Origin of the sequence: Paenibacillus sp. PL2-23 (genome assembly GCF_040834005.1) — a bacterium.
Lineage (GTDB): Bacteria > Bacillota > Bacilli > Paenibacillales > Paenibacillaceae > Pristimantibacillus.
Genome location: NZ_CP162129.1, coordinates 4,886,129 through 4,908,835, shown reverse-complemented (window position 1 = coordinate 4,908,835; position 22,707 = coordinate 4,886,129). Strand labels below are relative to the sequence as shown.

The following is a 22,707-nucleotide window of genomic DNA, read 5'->3' as shown; positions in this document are numbered from 1 at the left end:
CGGAAGCAGGGAGGGTGTTCATGAATCGAATCGAGCCGATGTTTATGGGGGGACAACTGCTTTTCTTCTCATACCGCGCCGAGAACAGAGACGAAGACTGGCGTATGTACCACGCCCATCAGGGCTGTGAGCTGCTCTATGTATACGAGGGGGCGGGCACGGTTACCGTGGAGAGCCACACCTACCCTCTGAAGCCGGGGATGCTGTTTCTGTTCCAGCCCTATCAGCTGCATCAGGTGGAGGTTCCGGCGCGAATCGATGGGACCTACATTCGCTCCAACGTAACCTTCGATCCTCTTCAGGTAGAGGGCTTTCTGGAGCCGTTCCCGAAGCTTCAGGCATTCCTGCGCAAGCTGTGGAAGGGCTTCCTGACCCGTCAGGTATTCGATCTGTCGACGGACAAGCGGCTGCCGGAGCTGTTCCTGGAGATGGAGTCTACCCGCAGCCAGTGGGACATGCCTTCGAAGAGCGAGGAGCGGGCATTGTTCCTTATTGCAATTCTGCATTACCTGCAGAAGCATGTGCTTCAGGAGGAGGACTCGGAGCCGGGTGTAACGGAGAAGACGTCGGGACATGCCGTTCAGATGGTGGACTGGGTCGAGAGCCACTTCAAAGAACCGTTTTCCCTGAACCGGATGGCGGAGGCTTGCCACTTGTCTCCTTATCACGTCTCACACTTGTTCAAGCGGGTCGCTGGCACGACGATTACCGAATATTTGACGCTGCTGCGCATTCGTGAAGCCTGCGCTCTGCTGGCCGGCACGGACAAGCTGGTGGGGGATATTGCGCGGGAGGTCGGCCAGCTGGGCACGCCTTATTTTTGCCAGCTATTCAAGAAGCATAAAGGCGTGACACCGCAAACCTACAGAGGAATGGTCAGAAAGACCTACGAAAGATAGCACCTTTGCTCAAAATAACACTGTATCCCGGCGCGGAATGATGTATAATGTGAATTAACTACTAGTTCGTTAGTATCAAATAATAGAAAAGGCAAAGTTACCGAAAGGTAATGACGCAAAGCTATAGGGGCTAAAGTGTATGACTATGCCAGCCAGTTGCCGATAGAAGCTAGCTATAGCTGGAGCTTGTCAGTCGGTGTGACGACAAGCTCTTTTTTGCGTTTCCTTGGGGCCGAGCCTGGGGAGGAACATGAATGTGGATATTTCCAATTGCGCGAAGTGCGGCGGAATGATTGTGAAGAGGCGGTCGTATTTCTGCCCGGCCTGCATGGAAGAGATGAAGGAGGACATTCAGCGCGTCAGACATTATTTACGTACCCATCACCGCCCGAATATCCTTGACGTGCATGAGATGACCGGCATTCCGATCCGCACCATCCAGCAGTTAATCAGAGCAGGAATTATTGAGAGAGAGCAATGAAGAAGGGGCCGATCCTAATCAGGATCGGCCCCTCGTCCAGGCATGGCTAGACGTGTCTGGCACGTCTATTTGGTACAAACCGTTGGTCTCCGTACAAATAGACGTTTGTAGCACGTCTATTTACTCCAAACCGCCCTCTCCCGCTCATATAGACGTTCCTGGCACGTCTATATGCTGCAAACCGGCCATCTCAGCACATTTAGACGTTTGTGGCACGTCTATTTGCTTCAAACCACCTGTCCCTGGTGCGGATGCACTCGATATGAAGGGGATTTGAACGATAAATCGTTCAAATAAGTGGCGCCGGACCTAGATCGGGGCAGATTGAACGAAATATCGTTCAAAAGGCAGTTCAAGTAACTAGATGTGTGTGTTTTTGAACGAAATATCGTTCAAATAGCCAATCCGTAACTCGGAGTGAGGCGCTTTGAACGAAATATCGTCTAAAATGGTGTTAATTGCTCCGACCAAACACGCCCTAGTCGTTGTTGCAGCAGCCCTCGCTGCTGTCGTCCAAGTGTCCCGAGCGCGCAATCTTGGTCTGCAAATACTTCTGGTTGTATTCCGACACATCTCCCCAGATGGCGACGCGGTCATCCAGCATCAGCCCGGCCTTCTGAAGCGCGTCAAGCTTCTTGGGGTTGTTGGTCATGAGCATGACGGGCTTCTCGCGCAGCGCTGTCAGCACCTTGATCGCGTCGCTGTAGTCGCGGGAGTCGTCCACGAACCCCAGCTGAAGATTGGCGTCGACCGTATCGTAGCCGTTCTCTTGCAGAATATAGGCCATCGCCTTGCTGAACAGCCCAATGCCTCTTCCTTCGTGATTCGCCAGATAGAACAGCGCCCCGTGGCCATACTCCTTAATTTGCCGCAAGGACTCCTTCAGCTGGTAGCCGCAATCGCATCTCTTGCTGCCGAAGATGTCGCCTGTATGACAGATGGAGTGGAAGCGGATCAGCGCTTGATCAGCCTCGGCAAAATCCCCGTAGACCAGCACGCTGGATTGCTGGAGCTCCGCCAGGTTGGAGGCGGACAGCTTGGCAATAATCCGCTCGTAGTCCTCCGTCACTTCCTTGCAGTTCAGCCAGCAGTACCACTGGAACGTCACGGTTTCCCCATGCAGATTGACCGGCAGGCTGATGGGGCCAACCAGATAGATCGCTCCATTGTCGGAATGGATCAGCTTTATTTTGTCATGCAGCAGCGAGATGACCTTGGGATCGAAATGTTGAACAACAGACATGGCGGAATCTCCTTTGTATGTATAGAAAATGTCGTGCGGCTGTACATTACATATTTTACACCAAGTTGCGGGTTTCATGTAAATGATGGCAGGGGGTATGCTGATACGCCGTTTCCGATTATAATCGGATTAATTATTTACTCGATTAACAAATGCGAGGGGGCGCGGCACGTGCAAACGGCGAAGGGAAGATGGGGCTCCTGGCTAGGCTCAAGCTCCATATATTTTCCGCTGCGAATGAAGTTCGTCATCCTGTTCTGCTTGCTGATCACAATCCCTTTCCTCATTATCGGCACCATCACCTACCGCAAATATTCAGACGACGTGGAACGGAACACGACGGAGCTGACCTCTCAGCTTGTTGACCAGATTATTCTCAATCTGGATCGCTATATCAGGGAGATGGAGCGACTCACCTTAATGCCTCACTACAACGAGGACGTCATGCAGATTCTGAACGCGCACCGCGGGCCTTATCAGGAGTCGAATTACCAGACGGTCGACGAGTCGTCCAAGATGACCTTGTTTATCTCCTCGCTGTCGTTCGATCGTTCCGAGATTGAGAGCCTCTTGATCTTCGCCAATGACGGCAGTATCTTCAGCAGTCTGGATCTCAGCGCGCGCAAAATATGGAATCCCGCCACCTCCGACTGGATGGAGCGGGTGAAGCAGGAGGACGGCGGACTGACGATTATTCCGCCCCATAAGGCCAGCTATTATGTCACGCCGAAGGAGGTCGTCTCCATATCGCGTGTCATTCGAGAGCCTTATACAAACGAGACGCTGGGCATTGTCAAGGTTGATCTGACGCCGCGCAGCTTCGAGTCGATGCTGTCGTCAGTCCGCATCAGCGACGGCAGCGTGCTCTATATCTCCGATGGAACCAATGCCATCTATTCGTCAGATGCCGGCGTTTCGCCGCCGGATGATACCATGATGGTGGCGTCGACAGAGTCCGCTTATTCGGGCTTGAAGGTAACGGCCGTTATTCCGCGCGACGATCTGCGCAAGGATGCGAGGGAGCTCATCCAGTTCACGTTGATTGTATCTCTTATCGCGCTGTTCGCCGCTTATGCGGCGGCCGTCATCTCCTCGAAGCGTCTCGTTAATCCCATTGCGCATCTTCTCTCGAAGATGAGGCAGGTGCAGCGAGGCTTATTCCAGGAGCGGGCCGTCGTTACGACGAATGATGAGATCGGGCAGCTGACCGAGGGCTTCAATACGATGATCGGGGAGATCGATCGGCTTGTGAAGGAGGTCTACGAGACTCGGCTGCGGGAGCGTGAGGCGGAGCTGTCTGCGCTGCAGAGCCAGATTCATCCCCATTTCCTGTACAACACGCTTGAAATGATGAACATGCTGGCGCTCCAGGGGAATGGCCAGCAGCTCTCCACCATTACGACGAGCCTGGGCAAGCTGCTGCGTTATACGGTGGACAAGCAGGAGCAGCAGGTTCGCCTGCAGGACGAGCTTCGATTCGTGGAATCGTACCTGCAGATCCAGGCGATGCGTCTCGGCGACCAGCTGCAGTCGGATATTTACATCGACTCCTCCTATGACTACTGCATGGTTCCGAAGCTGCTGTTGCAGCCCATTGTCGAAAATATTATCGAGCACGCCATGGGCGCCGCTCCAGTGCGCATGAGCCTCATGGCCCGCGTCGAGGACGATGACCTGATTCTGATTATAGAGGATAACGGGCGGGGGATGTCTCCCGAGCGAATGAAGCGGCTGGAGGCGGAATGCCACCGTCAGCACTCGCCGAAGGAGCAGGATGAGAATAGCCAAGGCGTTGGCTTCGGCAAGGTGAAGAAGGGCTTCGCGCTCCGCAACGTGCATCAGCGAGTGCGTCTGCTGTATGGCGAGCCTTATGGACTGTATATCGACCACACGGTTACTGTTGGCATGCGCTTTTCCATCCGGCTGCCGATTCAATGGAGGGAGTAACATGAACGTATACAAATTATTTCTTGTCGAGGACGAGGCTATTATACGGAGCGGTCTCAAGCAGCTGATAGAGGAGGTCATCGGCGGCTTTCAGGTCATTGGCGAGGCTGCTAATGGAAGAGAGGCGCTCGAAGCGCTGGAGAGCCGGAAGCCGGACATTCTTATTACAGATATTCGCATGAATGAGATGAATGGCCTGGAGATGATCAGAAGATTGCGCGAGCGCTGCCCGGAGCTCGATATTCTCATTCTAAGCGGGTATGCGGACTTCGAATATGCCAAGCAGGCGATCCGCTACGGCATTAGCGACTATCTGCTGAAGCCGGTGGACAGGGTGGAGCTGACTCAGGCGCTGGAGCAGTTCAAGCGCAAGCGGCGGCAGCTGGAGCCGGGAGTGGAGCAGACCCGAGAGGATGAGGAGGCCACGCAGGGCCGACAGCTGATCCGCAGGGTGAAGGAGTTGGTGGCGGCGCGCCTCGATCAGGAAATTTCGCTGCAATATATGGCGGAGCAGGTGCATCTGAACCATCAATACCTGTCCGTGCTGTTCAAGAACGAGACCGGCCAGAACTTCTCGGACTATGTCACGCAGTGCAGGATGAACAAGGCGAAGCAGCTGCTTAAGGAGACGAATTTGAAAATATACGAGGTCGCCCAGCTGTCGGGGTACGCCAGCTCGAAGCATTTTATGGCGGTGTTCAAGGACAGCGTCGGGGTTACCCCTTCGCAATACCGGGACCAGACGGGAGCGCCATGACGGCTCCCTAGGCCCCTGGGTTCAACGTCTCGATTTCTCATACCTTTTCTCGATTTCAGATGATTTTTTCGGGAGAGGTATTTTTTTATACTTAACACATGAAAGCGCTTCACACTATAAACCTAAGAGATACGGAAGGGGAAACAAACATGAAGAAAGCATCAATGCTGCTAACGGCAGTCCTGCTCATCGTAAGCATGCTGGCGGGCTGCGCGTCGAACGCGGGCTCGAACGGCGGAGCCGGGAACAACGGAGGGAATAACGGCGCCGGTACGGCGACGGAGAATCCAGGCAAGGACAGCGAAGCTCAGAAGCCGGTCAAGCTGAAATTCAGCATGTGGGGCAACGACGCGCATAAAGCGATGTACGACGGGCTGATCGCGGAGTTCAAGACGGAGTATCCGCATATTGACGTAGAAATCATCAACATTCCGTTCGCGGACTATCAGCAGAAGCTGAGCATCATGCTGGCGTCGAAGACGGGACCGGATGTCGGCTGGCTCGCTGAACGGATGATTCCGCAGTTTATGGATTCCGGACAATTGGTCGATATCGCTTCCTCCGTCCAGGGCGATGCGGACTACAAGTTCGACGATGTGTTCCCGTCGACGCTGGAGCTGTTCACGAGCGGCGAGAAGGTGTACGGTATTCCGTTCTCGACGCCTCCGATGCTTGTCTATTACAACAAGACGCTGTTCCAGGAGAAAGGCTTGAAGACGCCTTCCGAGCTATATGCCGAGGGCAACTGGAACTATGAGCAATATCTGCAGGCGGCGAAGGCGATTACCGATCACTCCAAGGGCATCTATGGCGTTCGTCTCATCCGCGACTGGAAGAACTGGTCCGACGCGCTTCTGCCTATTATTTGGTCCCATGGCGCGGAGCTGTTCTCCGCTGACGGCAAATCCTTCACGCTGAACACCGCAGAGGGACAGGCAGCGCTGCAAATCTATAACGATCTCATCTTCAAGGACGGAGCTCATCCGAAGCCTGGCGACGAGATTACGTTCGACACTGGCAAGCTCGGCATGTACACGGATCGTTACAGCTATGTGTCGAAGACGAGAGAAATCAAGGATTTTGAGTGGGATATCGCGCCGATGCCGGAAGGAATGAATGGCCGCGGCACAACGCTGGGCTACGCGGGCTACTCCGTATTCGACACGGAGCATCCGGAAGAGGCGATGGCTTTCCTGAAATTTATTTCGAACGAAACCTCTATGGGCAAGACTTCGGCGTTCTTCGTGCCGTCCCGCAAATCCGTGCTGGAATCGGATGTCTTCATGAAGGCGGCTCCGCAGCCGTCGCCGGAGAGCATTCAAGTGGCGGTGCTGGATCAGATGAGCGACGCCAAAATCGCGCCGGGACATCCCAACTGGCAGCAGATCGACGTGAAGGTGCAGACGCTGCTGGATTACCTCTACACGCAGAGCGAATCGGTGGAGGAAGTGCTGAAGCGTATGGAAGCCGAGGTTAATCCTCTGCTTAACAAATAATCAACCAGAATAGCCCTGCACGAGCGGCCAGGCGCCTCATGAAGACGCCTGGCCGTCCGCGCAAAAGGAGAGAAGCAATCATGCTGAGAAGTGAAAAGTGGTACGGCTATCTATTCATCAGCCCGATGGTCCTCGGCTTTGCGGCATTCCTGCTTGGCCCGATCCTGACGGCGTTTTTTATGAGCTTCACGAATTGGTCACTGTTCAAGGAAACGTCTTACATCGGCTTTGACAACTACAAGACCGCCTTCACGAATGATCCCGTCTTCTGGGAAACCGTCGGCAATACGCTGTATTTCTCGGCGGGGCTCGTGCCGCTGAATCTGCTGCTGGCGCTGGGGCTGGCCCTGCTGCTCAAGAACAAGCTGCCGGGCATCGGCTTCTTCCGGACCGCGATCTTCACGCCGGTCGTGACATCGCTGGTCGTCTGGGCGATCGTGTTCAAATATATTTTTGCGACAGACGCGGGTATGGTGAACCAGCTGCTGGAGATGATTGGCGTTCAAGGTCCGGCATGGCTGTACAACATGGATTTGGCGATGCCTGTCGTTATCGTCGTGAGCGTGCTGAAGAACGTGGGGCTTAATATGGTCATCTTCCTTGCGGCGCTGCATGATGTGCCGAAGATGTATTACGAGGCGGCCGAGCTTGACGGCGCGACGCGCTGGAATGTGCTGACGAAGGTTACACTTCCGCTTATTTCACCATCGGTGTTCCTGGCCTTGATGCTGACGCTGATTGGCTCGCTCAAGGTGTTCGGCCAAATCTACGTTATGACGGGCGGAGGTCCGGGCACAAGCACCTACGTGCTGGTCTACTACATCTATCAGCAGGCGTTCAAGCTGTATGAATTCGGCTACGCGTCGGCGATCGCATTCATTCTGTTCTTCATTGTGCTTGCGCTGACGCTGGTGCAGTGGAGCGTAAGAAAGAGGTGGGTCCATCATGAGCAATAAGAGCTTCTCTCGTCGAAGAGCGGGCAGCCTGGCCGCCAACACGACAACCTATGTGCTGCTCAGCATCGTTACTGCGATTGTTCTGGTGCCATTCTTCTGGATGGTGACGACGTCGCTCAAGCATCAGTCCAAAATATTTCTGTTCCCTCCGCAATGGATTCCCCGTCCGTTCGTATGGGAGAACTACGTAGAGGTATTTACGCGTCAGCCGTTCCATCTGTATTTCTTCAACAGTACCTATATCGCGGTGCTGGTCACGGTCGGCACCTGCCTGTTCGCCGCGCTAGCCGGCTATGCGTTTGCAAAGCTGCAGTTCCCGTTCAAGAACACCATCTTCCTCGTGCTGCTCAGCAGTATGATGATTCCGACCGAGGTAACGGCTATTCCGCTGTTCGAGTGGATGACGGCGCTTCAGCTCGTGAACACGCACTTCCCGCTTATCGTGCCTCCCATGCTGGGCGCGTACGGCATGTTCGGCGTGTTCCTGCTCCGCCAGTTCTTCATCACGGTGCCGTCCGATCTGGATGAAGCCGCGAAGATTGACGGCTGCACACCGTGGACGACGTTCATTCGCATCATGCTGCCGCTCTGCGTGCCGGCGCTGGCGACGCTCTGCATCTTCGTATTTCTGCATAGCTGGAACGAGTTTTTTGAGCCGCTGATCTACTTGAACTCCAGCGAGCTGTATACGCTGCCCCTGGCGCTGTCCCTGTTCACAGACCAGAGCGGCACGGAGTGGCATCTGCTGATGGCGGCCTCCGTTATTGCGACGCTGCCTCTGCTGGTCGTGTTCTTCTTCGCCCAGAAGAAATTTATCGAGGGCATTGCGATGTCGGGCATGAAATAAGGATCCCATTGTATCGCGTCACGTTATTGATCATCGACCCTGAAGCCGATTAAGTCTACAATAAAGGTTATGGGAAGCGGACCGGCCTGTCGCAGAGACGGGCCAGCTTCCGCACAAAATCGAAGGAGTGACAGGATGATGATGGCTAGATACGAGCTTCATAATGTGGCGGAGACAGTGAAAACGGAGGGCGAGGGCGCGCTGTTCCAGCGCGTGCCGGAGGCGGTGCGCAGGGAGCTGAGAGAGGCGTCGCAGTCGGTATACCAAGCAGCAGCGGGCTGTGAGATTCGATTGGTTGCTGGGGCGGACGCCTCGCCTGTCCGGATTACGCTTGTCAGCCAGGAAGCCCCTTCGCAGGCTTACTTCTATATGGGCGACTTTGCGGTCAGCGCATACACAATAGGCACCGAGCCGACAACCATTGAGCTGGCGCCGCCCGAGCTGTGCTTCCTGACGACGCCGATCGCCGATTCGCCTCGCCTAAGAGGAGCGTTCGCTCCCCAGGTATGGCGTTTGCTGTTTCAGGGCGGGCGCATACAGCTGCTGAATGTCGAGGGCGAGGGCATTCGCGCGCCGCGCGCCGAAGAGCTGCCGTCACTGCGCTATCTCGCCTACGGTACCTCCATTACCCAAGGCTATTCCGCGACGCATCCGGCTCTGTCATACGTTAGCCAGACCGCGTGGCGGCTGAAGGCGGACGTTATTAATCTGGGAGCATCAGGCACCGCCTTCTGCGAGCCGGCGCTTGCTCACTATATTGCAGACCGAACAGATTGGGATATCTTAACGCTCTGTCTGTCAGTCAATATGCTTGGTCTAGGCGTCAGCGCTGCCGAGTTCGAAGAGAAGGCAGGGTACTTCGTCCGGACGATTGCGGAGGCGCATCAGGGCAAGCCGATCGCTTGCATCAGCTTGTTCCCGTCGTACCATGATCTCGGCCTCAGCAGGCCCAATCGCCATCCCGTGTCCACGGCTGCGGAGTATCGCGAGGTTCTTCGCGGCATCGCGGAGGACAAGGTGCTGCCGAATGTTCATTATATCGACGGAAGAGAGCTGCTGTCGGACATGCGCGGCCTGACCCAAGACCTGCTGCATCCAGACGATCAGGGAATGATCGAGATTGGAGAGAAGCTGGCTCCGAGGCTGAGCGCTATGCTGAATGCTGTGAAATAACGACTAGGCCATGACACAGAAGGACCGAGCTCCGTCATGTCTCCATGATCGGAGACGTGACGGGGCTTTTTGGTCTGCAAATATAAGAAGAATCCATCACATTAAGGCGGGGATACATCATTCACAGGCGCAATGCCATGGGATACACTGAGCGGTAATCTACCCCTTCGAGGTGATACGCATGAACAAGATATTGGTCGTAGACGATGAGCCGAGGGTCAGCGCGGGCATTCGCAACCTGCTGCTTGCTTCTGAGCTGCATATATCCCATGTTGAGACCGCATTGAACGGATTTGAAGCGATCGATTATTTGCGCATGGACACCTATGATTTGGTGCTTACGGATATTCAGATGAGCCGAATGACCGGCATTGAGCTTATGGAAACCATCTATATGGAGCAGCCGCATCTGCCCGTTATCGTGATCTCTGCACATGAGAAATTCGATTTTGCCAAGAAGTCGCTTAGCTTGGGGGCCAGGGATTATCTGGTCAAGCCGGTGGAGCGCGAAGTGTTGCTGCAGGTGGTCGGCAAGGTGCTTCGCGAGAAGGAAGAGATTGGGCGCCAGTCTCTGGAGCTCTCGAAGCGCCATCTGGGCCGGCCGGAGTCGCTGACCCGGCATGAGCTGCTGCTGGAGCTGGTGACGGAGGGAACGCTGTCGAAGCAGGACCGGGAGGATCTGACCGCCTCTCTGGGCGAGCGGGGAGAAGCGCCGGTGTTCGTGGTGGTGTCGGTTCGTCTCAATCTGGCGGAGGGCGGCTTCAGTCGGAAGGAAATTACGCTGCAGGACCGCAAGCTGTTGAAATATGCGGCCATGAATCTGCTGGAAGAAAGCTTGGCCGAGTGGAGGGGCACTGTGTTGACCGGCTACGGCAACGGGCTGGTCGCCATTCTGCAGCTGAACGAGCCGGAGATGTCTGTACCGAGCGCTTCGGCAATGGGACTGAAGACGCAGCTGCAGCTGATCGGCCAGAAGCTGCATACGAATCTGAAGCAATTCTTGAATCTGGAGGCGACAATCGGCATTAGCAAGCCGCATCCGGACGTCTTCTCGCTGCCGAAGCTGATGGATGAGGCGAACAAGGCGGCGGAATGGAAGACGATTCATCCCAGCAACCATGTGTTCTATTACGAGGATCGGCTCATCCACGAGAATCTCAGCATCGTCGAATGGGCGGCGCGAATCGACCAGTTCGTGCAGGAGCTGAAGAGCCAAATGGCCAAGGCTGCTTCCATGGATTGGACATCCATGACGGAGCCGCTGGAGGAGCTGGGCGATTCGGAGGAGCTGTTTCATCGTTATTTTGGCATGCTGGTCTACCGATTGTATGGCTTGCTGCTGGAATACGGCCATCTTGCGGGGGCAAGCCTGCAGCGTTTCGATCCCGGCGTTTATTTCCGGGGAGGTTCACAGGCTGAAAGGTTGAAGGGACTGAGCGCGTATATGAGGGAAACAGCTGAGCTGCTGCGGGCCTGCGCCGAAGAAAGGGATTTGTCGATCGTTTCCAAAATTACGGCCTACATTCGCGATAACTACCGCAATCCCGCGTTGAAGATTCAGGATATTGCAGAGGAAGTGCATTTCAGCACAGCCTATTCCAGTTACTTGTTCAAGAAGGAAATGAAAAAAAATATATGGGATTTCGTCACGGAGCTGCGTATCGACGAGGCGAAGCAGCTGCTGGCCACAACGGATAAGAAGCGGTACGAAATCGCGTATGAGGTTGGGTACGAATCGCCTGAGCATTTCAGCCGGATGTTCAAGCGAAGCGTTGGGGTCAGCCCGGCGGAATACCGGAAGGATGGCTGACGGCGGGAGGGACGAGAGTGAAGCTTAAATTCAAGGTGACGGCTGCCTTCGCCATCTTAATCATTGCGCCTTTCCTGATCGTGGGCTGGATTTCGTCGAGCAAGGCGACCGACGCTATGATGGATGAGCTGGGCCGTACGACGGTTCAGCTCGTCAAGCAGAACCATCTGACGATCGAGAAGACGATGTCAGAGGTGAATGACCGAACAACAACGTTTCTGGATAGTTATTTCTTTGATTATTCCAATGGAGTGTTCTGGCAGCGGATCGAGACGCTTGGCGACATCAAGACTGCCGATGATATTCTGGAGCGCTGGTCGTCGGACGGCACGGAATTTTCGCTGTATATGTTCAACGTAGAGCAGATGCAGCCGCCCATTGATTTGTCGGGCAAGCGGAGAGGCTTCAATTATTTGAATTCGGACGGGTATGGCCTTCCATACTGGACGCTGCACGCGATCAGGGCAGCCGGAGGCGGCACGTTCCGCTTGGTCCAGTCGGAGGACGGCACCAGCGATGTCCGGTTTATGCGAAGTATTCTGGACCCTCAGAAATATGATTCGATCAAAGGCTTCCTAGTGGTCTCGAACTTGAAGGTGCTGCTGAACCGTGATTTGGTCTCTGTTCAGCTGCCTGACAATGCGGGACTATTCATGTTTAACGAGCTGAACGAATTGTTGATGAAGACGGGACCGGCGGAGCTGACGATGGACAGGGTGCCGCAGCAGGCCGAGAAGCGAATGGAGGGCTACTATTTTGCCCAGCAGAACGGCCAGAAATGGCTGTTTGCGTATTCCTGGAGATCCGCATTCGATACGCACCTCGTCTACCAGATCCCGCTGGACTCCATTACGGGCAACCAGACGTCGTTCCGGCTGCTGATGACGATCGTGTCCATCGCTTATTTCATATTTGTCTTGGGCTTTCTGCTGTATTTGCTTCGCATTCTGGTGAAGCCGCTGACGCAGCTGGTTGCTCTGACCAAGGTTTATGAGCCTGGCAAGCCTCTCGCGCTGCGGGAGGAGCCGCTTCGCTCGGATGAGCTGGGCATCCTGCACGGCGCGATTCTGAAGATGACACGCAGGCTGAATCAGTCGGTGGAGGAAAATTACGTGATGCAGCTGAAGCAGAAGGAGAACGAGCTGGCCGCGCTGCATTCGCAGATTACGCCTCACCTGCTGTACAACACGCTCGACTCCATCTATTGGTACGCGCTCGACAGCGGCAATACGGGGGTTGGGGATATGGTGAAGGATCTGTCCAAGCTGCTGCGCATAGGGCTCAGCAAAGGCCGCACGATGATCACAATCGAGGAGGAGCTGGAGCACGCGCAGGCGTATGGCCGGCTGCAGATGCAGCGTTACCCGGACACCTTCGAGATGAGCTGGGATATAGACGAAGCCTTGAAGAGCAGTCTGACGCCGAAGGTCATTCTGCAGCCGCTTATCGAGAACGCGATCTTCCATGCCGTCAGCGGGATGGAAGGGGAGGGTGAGGTCGTGGTTCGCGTGCGCCAGGAGGACGGCGAGATCCGGATGAGCGTCCTGGACAATGGCTTCCTGCCGGTCAGCTATGACCGATTGAACGCCATTGTGCAAGGCGAGATTACGGATGCCGGTTATGGCATCCGCAATGTGCATCAACGGATTCAGCTGCACTTCGGCGAAGCGTACGGTCTGAGCTATGCGCCGCGCGAGGGCGCCGGAGGCAGAGGCGGCGGCACCGTCGCCACCATTCGTATTCCGCTGGGGAGCGGGGAATAGTTAATTTGGCGATAACGCTAACGGACAAAAAATGCGCTTAGAGCTCGAATGTAGCGCTTTCCAGCCTGTAACGGGCAAACTTGACGTTTAGCCCTCCTAAACGCACCGACTTTACCTCAATTATCGTTCTAACATTCGAAAATGACCGTTACAACTTTGGATGGCCGATTTGATTAGTTTAAAGGATTTTTTTGACCGTTAGAAGCCCGGTCGAGATGATGACTATGGCGAAAGTTTTTATCAAGGACGCCGTCAGGCGTCTTTCTTGTTTTTTTGCGGCGAATCTGGGTTTCAGGACATATGTCCTTTTCTATTGGGCAAGGATAGCATTAAATGAGAGGAGACATACGAACGAAGGAGAGAAGCAGCCAATGAAGGGTTGGATATACGCCGTGCTGGGCGGAGGGTTCATCGCGCTCCAAGGGGCCGCAAATGCCCGGATCAGTGAGGATATCGGAACGTGGCAGGCGGCAACGATTACCCAGTTCACGGGCTTTGTGACAGCGCTGCTGATTGCTCTTGCGCTCAGGGACGGAAGCTTCCGGGATTTGAAGCGGGTCAAGCCGCTGTATTGGTTCGGCGGCGCTTTTGCGGCGGCCGTTATCTATAGCAATGTGACCGCCATTCAAAGCATAGGACTGACCTTGACCGTCGCGGCTGTGTTGATTGCCCAGCTGGCCATGTCATTCCTGATCGAGACCCGAGGCTGGTTCGGCATTCCGAAGCAGTCCATGGGATTGCCGCAATTTCTGGGAATCGCGATGATGATCATCGGCGTCCTTGTGCTCAAGTCTTAAAGGAAGGAAGCGAAACGGGACATGAACCCAATATCACGGAGCGAGCAGCTCCACTGCTATATGCGGGAGCATCAGCTCGATGCGATCCTTCCAGCGGCGCTGAACGCGCATTTAACCCTATGCGATTTCGAGCAGGGAGCGACGATATGCGCACAGGGAGAGCTGGGCAGCCACCTCTATATTTTGGTCAAAGGGAAGATCAAAATATTCAATACTTCAGCGGAAGGGCGCACGCTTGTCGTATCCTTCAAGACCCCTCTGGAATTGATCGGGGATGTTGAGTTTTTTCAGGATATAGAAATTATTAATACAGTCGAAGCCGTATCGCCCGTCGTTATGATTCGTATCCCTTATCGGGCGTTGAAGGAGCATGGAGTCGATCATCCGCCTCTGCTTAGATTGCTGCTTGATATTATAACGAGGAAATTCAGTCTGAAATCCCAGTTCATGAGCTTCAATCTGATTTATCCCGTAGAGGTGAGGCTGGCCAGCTACTTGCTGTCCGTGTCCTTCGATGAGAATGACAGGGGCTTTCACGGCCAGCTCAGCACCAAAGGCTTGACGGACGCCGCCAACCTGATCGGCACCAGCTACCGCCATCTGAATCGTGTACTGCGCAAGTTCGCGGAGGAGGGTCTGATTCAGCGGTCCAGGGACGCCATTGTTGTGCTGAACCGCGATGGCTTGAGGGAGCGGGCGAATCATAATATTTACGAGCAGAAGCCGGAGAGGATGGATTAACGATGTGGCAAGGATTATTGCTGGCGGCGTTCGGCGGAGCGCTGGTGGGCTTGCAGAATGTTTTTAACAAAAGGGTGAATGAGAGGGCGGGCTCCTGGACGACAACCACGCTGGTGCTGGGCATGGGCTTCGCCGCTTCTCTTCTGATGGGCCTGATTCTGGAGGGGGTAGGGTTGTTCAACCTCCAGAACATGAAGCTGTGGTTCTGGTTCAGCGGCATAATCGGCGTCGGCGTCGTAGTCTGCATCACCCAAGGGACACGGATACTGGGACCTACGTACGCAACCTCCATCGCGCTGATCTCGCAGATCGGCTTCGCATTATGGTGGGACACGCAGGGGTGGATGGGACTGGAGAAGGTTCCGTTCACGGTGAATCAGGCGGTCGGCGTGCTGATCATCATAGGCGGCATATTGACGTTCAAGCTAGGCGGCCGCATAAGGCTCAGGGGTACCGGCAAGCCATTGAGGGTGAATGATGCGGATGCGGGCTAAAGGGTGAAAAAAGTTCATCCTTATCGTATGTGCGCGGCCATCTTACAATGGTTGAAGTAAGGTAACGCAAAGCTGAGGTGATAGGGATGAAAAAGCTTGTTGCGGCTATTCTGGTTGCCGTCATCTTGGTGGGCGGCACTACGCTGTACGTAAGCAGCAGTGTCAGCTATGAAAGTGCTGCCGCCAGACCGAACGGCGGGATGAACGATCCGCCGGATGGCACAGGCAGACTGTAAAGACCGCGCCAACAGCGACACGTCGTGTCGGTGTGGAGGGAGCTTGTCGCTCGAACGGAGCGATAACGACACCACGTGTTGCTGTTGCACAAACTAGCTGCTCCAACGCAGCGATAACGACACCCGGTGTGGCTATCGCGCGTCTGGACGCCGCATCAGCGCCAACAACGACACATCGTGTCGCTGTTGCACAAACTAGCTGCTCTAACGCAGCGATAACGACACCCGGTGTGGCTATCGCGCGTCTGGACGCCGCATCAGCGCCAACAACGACACATCGTGTCGCTGTTGCACAAACTAGCTGCTCTAACGCAGCGATAACGACACCACGTGTGGCTATCGCGCGTCTGGACGCCGCATCATCGCCAACAGCGACACCACGTGTCGCTGTTGCACAAACTAGCTGCTCTAACGCAGCGATAACGACACCACGTGTGGCTATCGCGCGTCTGGACGCCGCATCATCGCCAACAGCGACACCACGTGTCGCTGTTGTACAAACTAGCTGCTCCAACGCAGCGATAACGACACCACGTGTGGCAATCGCGCGACTGGACGCCGCATCATCGCCAACAACGACACGACGTGTCGTTGTTGCACAAATTAGCTGCTCTAACGCAGCGATAACGACATCACGTGTGGCTATCGCGCGTCTGGACGCCGCATCTGCGCCAACAGCGACACGACGTGTCGCTGTTGCACAAGCAGGTAACGCCGACTCCTCCTGTGCCCTCATATATTATGAGGACCAAGGGGAGCTCTAGCAAAGCTGAGGTGATAGAGATGAAAAAGCTTGTTGCGGCTATTTTGGTTGCCGTCATGTTTGTGGGCGGGACTACGCTGTACGTAAGCAGCAGTGCCAGTTATGAAAGTGCTGCCGCCAGGCCGAACGGTGGGGTGAATGACCCGCCGGATGGAACTGGCAGACTGTAATGGCCACGCCAACAGCGACACCACGTGTCGCTGTTGCACAAACTAGCTGCTCTAGCGCAGCAATAACGACACCACGGAGAGTGTCTATTAATTGTGGACAGCTTTTCATCTTGTTTCTCAACTGCCCTCAGATCGATTTTCTTTTAGTCATTAGATTCAACTGTCATTAAAAATCCATCTGAGGGGCGCAAATGAGGCAAGAAGATTCAATGTCCACATTAAATCGACACTCTCCCACGTGTGGCTATTGCGCGACTGGACGCCGCATCTGCGCCAACAGCGACACCACGTGTCGCTGTAGAACAAACTAGCTGCTCTAACGCAGCGATAACGACACCACGTGTGGCTATCGCGCGACTGGACGCCGCATCTGCGCCAACAACGACACCACGTGTCGTTGTTGCACAAATTAGCTGCTCTAACGCAGCAATAACGACACCACGTGTCGCTCCAACGCAGCGATAACGACACCACGTGTGGCTATCGCGCGACTGGACGCCGCATCTGCGCCAACAACGACACCACGTGTCGCTGTTGCACAAATTAGCTGCTCTAACGCAGCGATAACGACACCACGTGTGGCTATTGCGCGTCTGGACGCCGCATCTGCGCCAACAGCGACACGTCGTGTCGCTGTAGAGGGAGCTTGTCGCTCGAACGGAGCGATAACGCCACCTCGTGTGGCTATCGCGCGTCTGTATGCCGCATCTGCACCAACAGCGACACCACGTGTCGTTGTTGCACAAACTGGCTGCTCCAACGCAGCGATAACGACACCCCGTGTGGCTATTGCGCGTCTGGACGTCGCATCTGCGCCAACAGCGACACCACGTGTCGCTGTTGCACAAATTAGCTGCTCCAACGCAGCAATATCGACATCACGTGTGGCTATTGCGCGTCTGGACGCCGCATCAGCGCCAACAGCGACACGACGTGTCGCTGTTGCACAAACTAGCTGCTCTAACGCAGCAATAACGACATCACGTGTGGCTATCGCGCGTCTGGACGCCGCATCTGCGCCAACAGCGACACCACGTGTCGCTGTAGAACAAACTAGCTGCTTAGAAGCCCTTCATGACCATCAGATACAAGATGGCGATGGGCAGGAGTGTGGCGACAGTGCCGTAGATCATCCAAGACCGCGATGCGGCTCGATAAGCGGCAGATAGAGATCCTGCGGCTATACTTTCTTCGCTAAGCCGGATCATACGCCGCTGTAGTGGAATGAGCAGTACGCCCCAGATGATGCCGGTGACCGCGAATAAGACGAGTGACAGGGTGAGCCAATTGAAGCCCGTCCATGACATGCCTGCCTGCTCGGCCATGATGCTGCCTGATACGACGATCATGACCAGCCCCGGAATTGTGAAGACGTAGTCGGCCAGCATGACATTGCGAGCTGCGGCGTGAACGACAGCGGGGTGACCGGACTGATCCAAGCGCACCTTCCAGAACGCAGCCGTGACGATGTTGCCTACCGCAAGCAGAACGCCCAACAAATGCATCAATAACCATCCATTCATGCTTCATTCTCCTCAAAGTTAGTTTTCCTCACTCACCAATCAGCCCTCTTGCAGCATTCGAGCCATCAGTTTCGCAAGGTCACGCGCCCCGAACGCCGGCGTCTTCAGTGGCATGCTGCTTCTAACGCGCAGACCAAGCGTCAGCATAACGAACAGCTCAGCCGTGTGAGCGGCATCCACCGCTTGGGGAATAACCCCGTGCTGCTGTCCGACCTCGATCCATTGACGAGCCATCGCCACCGAACGTTCGTCATATTGTCGCAACGCCTCACCGACGATGGGATCCTCCTCCTTGCCAAGCAGATACATGAACACCTTATTAGTCACATCTTGTGAGTGGCCAAAAGCTTGAATGCTCTCCGCGATCCTGCTCATGGGTCCCTCAAACGTGGCCGGAACCTGCTCTGTCTCTAGCTGAAATTGTTGATTGGTGTCATCCAGCCGCTTCTGCAGCAGCCAGACGAACAGCTCATCCTTACTCTTCACGTAGTGGAAAATAGCCCCCTTGGACATGCCGGATTCCGTCATGATGTCCTTCATCGTAACTGCGTGACAGCCCTTCTCTCGCACCAAGGCTTCTGTTGCCTCCAGCAGAAGGCGAATGGTCTGTTCTCTGCGTTCTTCTTGCCTCATGTTTGTGTCCTCCGCGGAAGGTAGTTGCATACAGCTATATTGCCATTATATAAACCGACCAACGGTTTGTAAATAGATTTTATTAGTCCATTAATAGTCCATCAATAGTCTATCAATAGTCCATCAACACTCCATCAATAGTCCATCAACACTCCATCAATAGTCCAAGATTACATCACACTCCTGTATGAATAGATCATCGTAACGGAGACGCCCCGGCTCTATACTAAATGCATGAGAGGGGGTGAACATCGTGAATCAACCAACAACAACGGTCACATTGAAGGAGAAGGCGGGGATGATGAGCAGCAAGCCGGGCAAGGCGTACCGCTTCCTCCGCACGATGTGGAAGTACAGGTATCTTACGCTGATGCTCGTGCCAACGACCCTTGTGCTGTTGATGAACAACTACTTGCCGATGTTCGGCGTGTTCATTGCATTTAAGAACATTAATTATATTGACGGGATTTGGGGCAGCCCCTGGGTAGGGTTCAAAAACTTCGAGTTTCTCTTCACCTCAGGCTCGCTCTGGCGGATCGCCCGGAACACAGTGGGCTACAGTCTCGGATTTATGGCCATCAATCTCGTCCTGTCCGTCATCATCGCGGTGGCGATTACAGAGATTCGGAACAAATGGCTGGCGAAGAGCTATCAGACCTTCTTCATTATGCCGTATTTCCTCTCCATGGTTATTGTCAGCTATCTCGTATACGCTTTCTTGAATCCGGAGAAGGGCTTCATGAACAACACCATCATCGAATGGCTGGGCATGGAGCGGGTATTCTGGTATTCGGACAAGGAATATTGGCCGTACATTCTAACCTTTGTGAACGCCTGGAAGGGTGTTGGCATCGGCGCCGTCATCTATATCGCGGCGATAGCGGGTATCGACCCGGAATATTACGAGGCGGCTGTCATCGACGGGGCGTCGAAGTGGCGCCAGATCTTCCACATCACGCTGCCGACCATCAGGCCGATTATTATCATCATTACGATTCTGAACATGGGACATGTGTTCAATTCCGACTTCGGATTGTTTTATCAAGTCCCCCTGAACTCCGGTTCGCTGTATCCCGTGACCGACACGGTCGACACGTATGTCTACCGCGTGCTGAAGGAGCTGAACGACATTGGCATGTCGTCGGCAGCCGCACTAGTCCAATCCGTGCTGGGCTTCCTGCTCGTGCTGTTCACGAATGCGGGCGTTCGCAAAATCGATAAAGACCAAGCCTTGTTCTAGGACATGTCTGATCTCAGACACGCTCTAGAAAGCTTGCCAAAAGAGGTGATCCCATGAGTTTGAGCTTAAACAAGAGCAAGCCCCGCAGCAGGAGAGACAACAGCATCTCTCCTCTAGCCAACGTTATTCTGAACAGCGGCTTTATTGCGCTGTCGCTGATCTGCATCATGCCCGTTCTGCTGGTTATTCTGGTGTCGTTCACGCATAACGATTCCCTGATTGAGAGGGGATACAGCTTCTTCCCCGAGAGCTGGTCGTTAATTGCTTATGAAAGCTTGCTGAAGGATTCAGCCACGCTGCTTCGCGCTTACAGCGTCAGCATCGGCGTCACGATTGCGGGTACGATCCTCAGTGTGTTGTTTATGGCGCTGTACGCGTATCCCATCTCCAGACAGGACTATCCTTACCGGTATTTCTTTACGTTTTTCCTGTTCTTCACCATGCTCTTCAGCGGAGGACTCGTCAGTAAATATATCGTCTACACGCAGGGCTTCCATCTGCTGGATTCGTATTTCGCGCTTATATTGCCGCTTCTGATTATTCCGTTCAACGTCATCATCATGCGCACCTTCTTCCAGACGACCATTCATCCGGCTCTGCTGGAATCGGCCCGAATTGACGGAGCAGGAGAGCTGCGAATTTTCGCTCAGATCGTATTGCCGCTGTCGCTGCCGGTCATGGCCACGATGGGCTTGTTCAGCACGATCCATTATTGGAACGACTGGTTCAACGCGCTGCTGTTCATTCGGGAGGAGAAGATGTATCCCGTCCAATTCCTAATGATTCGCGTGCTGAATGACATCCAGTACCTCAGGGACAATGTGCAGCTAGCCGCGCAAAACCCGGAGCTCATGCGCAATCTGCCCAACGAATCGCTTCAGATGGCGATGGCTGTTGTGGGGATGGGCCCGATTCTGCTGGTATACCCGTTTTTCCAGAAGTATTTTGTAAAAGGGTTAACAGTTGGCGCCGTTAAAGGTTAAGGCGGTCAAAGAGTGGTAGTTCCGGTTAACGGTCGGCATCGCCCGGCCGGAGACTGATCTATATATTAATTCATAACAGGAGGGTTATACGAGGATGAAGCAACAGAAACAGAAGAAGCTCTATATCGTTTCGATGGCACTCATGATGGTGCTGGCTCTCATGCTGCAAGCTTGCTCCAGCAATGGCGGGAACGGCAGCAATGAAGCAACGGCGAAGCCGTCCGCAAGCCCCGCGGCTACCAGCGAGAGCAAGGAGGAGCCGCCGGCGCCGGAGCTGGAGCCGTATGAGGTATCCATCGTCTATTTCGGCACTCCGCAGCAGGATGACGCGCTTGTCGAAGAGAAGCTGAACGAATTTTTTAAGGAAAAAATCAACGCCACCGTTAAGCTGCAGCCGATCGCTTCCAGCGATTATAAGAACCGCACTGAGCTCATGATGAATACGGGCGAGAAGATGGACCTCGTATTCACCGCGTCTTGGATGAACTTCTTCGGCAATGTGTCGAAGGGCGCCTTCCTGGAGCTGGATGACCTGGTGGAGAAGCACGGCCAAGGCATCAAGGAGCGCATCAATCCGCTGTACCTGGAAGCTCCTCGCATGAACGGCAAATTGTATGCGGTGCCAACCAACAAGGAAATTACGCAAGGCAAGGCGTTTACGTACCGCAAGGACATTGTGGAGAAATACAACATTCCCATTGAATCCATCAATTCGGTAGAGGATTTGGCGCCTTGGCTCGACACGATCAAGAAGAACGAGCCTGACATGATCCCTTACTTCGTGGGCGGCGGCTCCGGCAACTTCGGCGGCGGCTTCATGATGTACGAGACGCGCGGCAACTACCGTCCGATTGGCCCAACGCTGGGCAGGCAGCCGATGTTCCTGCTGGATTACACCTCCACCTCGGATATGACCGTGAAGTCCGTGCTGGACCCTGAGATCGTGGCAATCAATGAGCAGGAAGTGAATATGTTCCGCAATTATTACGAGAAGGGCTACGTGAATTCCGATGCGGCCACCAACACGACGACCATCGGCGATCTGCAGAAGCAAGGCAAGATTTGGGTGCAATCCGCCACTTGGAAGCCGGGCTCGGACATCGAGATGAAGATCGGCTCCGATAACAAATATGAATATGTCTCCCACGTCATTGAAGAGCCGATCGTAACAACGGATCTGGCGACGGGCTCCATGTTCTCCATCTCGAGAACCTCCAAGGATCCGGAGCGCGCGATGATGGTGCTGAACTACCTGCATACCGATCCTTACGTCATCAACCTTATTGTCAACGGCATTGAGGGCAAGCATTACAAGAAAGTCGCAGAAAACCGTATCGAGCCAATCGCGGATTCCGGCTTCAACTCCGTTACGTTCTGGGTCATCGGCAATCAGCTGCTGAACCACCTGAAGCCTGGCCAGCCTGATGATCTGTATACGAACTGGGAGAAGTTCAACAACGAAGCGAAACGCTTCCCGCTGATGGGCTTTGCCTTCGACGATACGAACGTGAAGAACGAGCTGACACAGATGACGGCGGTCGTTACCGAATACAAGACGATCTTCACAGGCGCCGTGAAGGATCCCGCTAAGCTGCTGGCAGAGCGCAACGGCAAGCTGAAGGCGGCTGGCATAGAGAAGGTGCAAGCTGAGCTGCAGAAGCAGATTGACGCCTGGTGGGCGGCGAACAAGAAGTAAGAGAATAGACGCAAGGCGCAGCGAGTCCCCTTACGGGGGACTCTTTGCCATAGACAGGA

20 protein-coding genes and 1 riboswitch are annotated in these 22,707 nt (G+C 54.5%); of the genes, 17 read left to right on the top strand and 3 right to left on the bottom strand.

All coding sequences use genetic code 11. The features are described from left to right. Positions 1-20: 20 nt before the first annotated feature. Complete coding sequence (locus tag AB1S56_RS21745) at positions 21-899, top strand: AraC family transcriptional regulator (RefSeq protein ID WP_340871982.1); 879 nt, start codon at positions 21-23, stop codon at positions 897-899. An 80-nt stretch (positions 900-979) separates the two neighbouring features. Continuing rightward, positions 980-1,063: riboswitch (cyclic di-GMP riboswitch) on the top strand. 92 nt (positions 1,064-1,155) lie between these two features. Continuing rightward, positions 1,156-1,380, top strand: a complete 225-nt coding sequence (locus AB1S56_RS21740) for a hypothetical protein (protein ID WP_340871983.1) — start codon at positions 1,156-1,158, stop codon at positions 1,378-1,380. 478 nt (positions 1,381-1,858) lie between these two features. Here AB1S56_RS21740 and AB1S56_RS21735 read toward each other — a convergent pair whose 3' ends face one another. After that, positions 1,859-2,623, bottom strand: coding sequence for a GTP cyclohydrolase II (locus AB1S56_RS21735; protein WP_340871984.1), 765 nt, complete (start codon positions 2,621-2,623; stop codon positions 1,859-1,861). Positions 2,624-2,794: 171 nt separating this feature from the next. Here AB1S56_RS21735 and AB1S56_RS21730 point away from each other — a divergent pair, with 171 nt between their 5' ends. The 12 genes from AB1S56_RS21730 to AB1S56_RS21675 all read left to right on the top strand — a co-directional run bounded on the left by AB1S56_RS21730 (position 2,795) and on the right by AB1S56_RS21675 (position 15,640). After that, positions 2,795-4,570, top strand: coding sequence for a sensor histidine kinase (locus AB1S56_RS21730; protein ID WP_340871985.1), 1,776 nt, complete (start codon positions 2,795-2,797; stop codon positions 4,568-4,570). A gap of 1 nt (position 4,571) precedes the next feature. Beyond that, the gene (locus AB1S56_RS21725; RefSeq protein WP_340871987.1) at positions 4,572-5,327 is read left to right on the top strand and encodes a response regulator; all 756 of its coding nucleotides are present in this window, start codon (positions 4,572-4,574) and stop codon (positions 5,325-5,327) included. Between the two features lie 149 nt (positions 5,328-5,476). Then, positions 5,477-6,823 carry a sugar ABC transporter substrate-binding protein gene (locus AB1S56_RS21720; protein ID WP_340871989.1) on the top strand — a complete coding sequence of 449 codons (1,347 nt, stop codon included), beginning with the start codon at positions 5,477-5,479 and terminating at the stop codon, positions 6,821-6,823. An 80-nt stretch (positions 6,824-6,903) separates the two neighbouring features. Further along, a complete protein-coding gene (locus AB1S56_RS21715) occupies positions 6,904-7,779 on the top strand; it encodes a sugar ABC transporter permease (RefSeq protein ID WP_340871990.1) in 876 nt (291 codons plus the stop codon). After that, positions 7,769-8,626 (top strand): carbohydrate ABC transporter permease, encoded by an 858-nt coding sequence (locus AB1S56_RS21710; protein ID WP_340871992.1) that lies wholly within the window; start codon positions 7,769-7,771, stop codon positions 8,624-8,626. The genes AB1S56_RS21715 and AB1S56_RS21710 overlap by 11 nt, the downstream gene beginning before the upstream one ends. A gap of 135 nt (positions 8,627-8,761) precedes the next feature. Then, entirely contained in the window at positions 8,762-9,799 is a 1,038-nt protein-coding gene (locus tag AB1S56_RS21705) for a GDSL-type esterase/lipase family protein (RefSeq protein ID WP_340871994.1), read from the top strand. 181 nt (positions 9,800-9,980) lie between these two features. Continuing rightward, positions 9,981-11,609 (top strand): response regulator, encoded by a 1,629-nt coding sequence (locus tag AB1S56_RS21700; RefSeq protein ID WP_340871996.1) that lies wholly within the window; start codon positions 9,981-9,983, stop codon positions 11,607-11,609. Positions 11,610-11,626: 17 nt separating this feature from the next. Further along, the gene (locus AB1S56_RS21695) at positions 11,627-13,372 is read left to right on the top strand and encodes a sensor histidine kinase (protein WP_340871999.1); all 1,746 of its coding nucleotides are present in this window, start codon (positions 11,627-11,629) and stop codon (positions 13,370-13,372) included. A 371-nt stretch (positions 13,373-13,743) separates the two neighbouring features. Next, positions 13,744-14,169, top strand: a complete 426-nt coding sequence (locus tag AB1S56_RS21690) for a DMT family transporter (protein ID WP_340872000.1) — start codon at positions 13,744-13,746, stop codon at positions 14,167-14,169. Between the two features lie 21 nt (positions 14,170-14,190). Then, positions 14,191-14,910 (top strand): Crp/Fnr family transcriptional regulator, encoded by a 720-nt coding sequence (locus AB1S56_RS21685; protein WP_340872002.1) that lies wholly within the window; start codon positions 14,191-14,193, stop codon positions 14,908-14,910. A gap of 2 nt (positions 14,911-14,912) precedes the next feature. After that, a complete protein-coding gene (locus tag AB1S56_RS21680) occupies positions 14,913-15,404 on the top strand; it encodes a DMT family transporter (RefSeq protein ID WP_340872004.1) in 492 nt (163 codons plus the stop codon). 86 nt (positions 15,405-15,490) lie between these two features. Continuing rightward, the gene (locus tag AB1S56_RS21675) at positions 15,491-15,640 is read left to right on the top strand and encodes a hypothetical protein (RefSeq protein ID WP_340872006.1); all 150 of its coding nucleotides are present in this window, start codon (positions 15,491-15,493) and stop codon (positions 15,638-15,640) included. Positions 15,641-17,634: 1,994 nt separating this feature from the next. Here AB1S56_RS21675 and AB1S56_RS21670 read toward each other — a convergent pair. Together AB1S56_RS21670 and AB1S56_RS21665 are read right to left on the bottom strand one after the other, a co-directional pair. Beyond that, positions 17,635-18,096 (bottom strand): DUF2269 family protein, encoded by a 462-nt coding sequence (locus tag AB1S56_RS21670; protein WP_340872010.1) that lies wholly within the window; start codon positions 18,094-18,096, stop codon positions 17,635-17,637. A gap of 39 nt (positions 18,097-18,135) precedes the next feature. Continuing rightward, positions 18,136-18,729, bottom strand: coding sequence for a TetR/AcrR family transcriptional regulator (locus tag AB1S56_RS21665; RefSeq protein WP_340872011.1), 594 nt, complete (start codon positions 18,727-18,729; stop codon positions 18,136-18,138). Between the two features lie 253 nt (positions 18,730-18,982). Here AB1S56_RS21665 and AB1S56_RS21660 point away from each other — a divergent pair, with 253 nt between their 5' ends. From AB1S56_RS21660 to AB1S56_RS21650, 3 genes are all read left to right on the top strand, one after another. After that, positions 18,983-19,969, top strand: a complete 987-nt coding sequence (locus AB1S56_RS21660) for an ABC transporter permease subunit (RefSeq protein WP_340872014.1) — start codon at positions 18,983-18,985, stop codon at positions 19,967-19,969. A gap of 53 nt (positions 19,970-20,022) precedes the next feature. Beyond that, a complete protein-coding gene (locus tag AB1S56_RS21655) occupies positions 20,023-20,952 on the top strand; it encodes a carbohydrate ABC transporter permease (protein ID WP_340872015.1) in 930 nt (309 codons plus the stop codon). A 94-nt stretch (positions 20,953-21,046) separates the two neighbouring features. Then, positions 21,047-22,648 (top strand): ABC transporter substrate-binding protein, encoded by a 1,602-nt coding sequence (locus AB1S56_RS21650; protein WP_340872016.1) that lies wholly within the window; start codon positions 21,047-21,049, stop codon positions 22,646-22,648. The last annotated feature ends 59 nt before the right edge of the window (positions 22,649-22,707 follow it).

Bases quoted from the DNA above. Each gene is read 5' to 3' on its own strand.
- AB1S56_RS21735 (WP_340871984.1), bottom strand. From the start codon at position 2,623: ATGTCTGTTGTTCAACATTTCGATCCCAAGGTCATCTCGCTGCTGCAT.
- AB1S56_RS21700 (WP_340871996.1), top strand. From the start codon at position 9,981: ATGAACAAGATATTGGTCGTAGACGATGAGCCGAGGGTCAGCGCGGGC.
- AB1S56_RS21720 (WP_340871989.1), top strand. From the start codon at position 5,477: ATGAAGAAAGCATCAATGCTGCTAACGGCAGTCCTGCTCATCGTAAGC.
- AB1S56_RS21710 (WP_340871992.1), top strand. From the start codon at position 7,769: ATGAGCAATAAGAGCTTCTCTCGTCGAAGAGCGGGCAGCCTGGCCGCC.
- AB1S56_RS21680 (WP_340872004.1), top strand. From the start codon at position 14,913: ATGTGGCAAGGATTATTGCTGGCGGCGTTCGGCGGAGCGCTGGTGGGC.
- AB1S56_RS21650 (WP_340872016.1), top strand. From the start codon at position 21,047: ATGAAGCAACAGAAACAGAAGAAGCTCTATATCGTTTCGATGGCACTC.
- AB1S56_RS21725 (WP_340871987.1), top strand. From the start codon at position 4,572: ATGAACGTATACAAATTATTTCTTGTCGAGGACGAGGCTATTATACGG.
- AB1S56_RS21665 (WP_340872011.1), bottom strand. From the start codon at position 18,729: ATGAGGCAAGAAGAACGCAGAGAACAGACCATTCGCCTTCTGCTGGAG.
- AB1S56_RS21655 (WP_340872015.1), top strand. From the start codon at position 20,023: ATGAGTTTGAGCTTAAACAAGAGCAAGCCCCGCAGCAGGAGAGACAAC.
- AB1S56_RS21675 (WP_340872006.1), top strand. From the start codon at position 15,491: ATGAAAAAGCTTGTTGCGGCTATTCTGGTTGCCGTCATCTTGGTGGGC.
- AB1S56_RS21715 (WP_340871990.1), top strand. From the start codon at position 6,904: ATGCTGAGAAGTGAAAAGTGGTACGGCTATCTATTCATCAGCCCGATG.
- AB1S56_RS21685 (WP_340872002.1), top strand. From the start codon at position 14,191: ATGAACCCAATATCACGGAGCGAGCAGCTCCACTGCTATATGCGGGAG.
- AB1S56_RS21670 (WP_340872010.1), bottom strand. From the start codon at position 18,096: ATGAATGGATGGTTATTGATGCATTTGTTGGGCGTTCTGCTTGCGGTA.
- AB1S56_RS21705 (WP_340871994.1), top strand. From the start codon at position 8,762: ATGATGATGGCTAGATACGAGCTTCATAATGTGGCGGAGACAGTGAAA.
- AB1S56_RS21690 (WP_340872000.1), top strand. From the start codon at position 13,744: ATGAAGGGTTGGATATACGCCGTGCTGGGCGGAGGGTTCATCGCGCTC.
- AB1S56_RS21745 (WP_340871982.1), top strand. From the start codon at position 21: ATGAATCGAATCGAGCCGATGTTTATGGGGGGACAACTGCTTTTCTTC.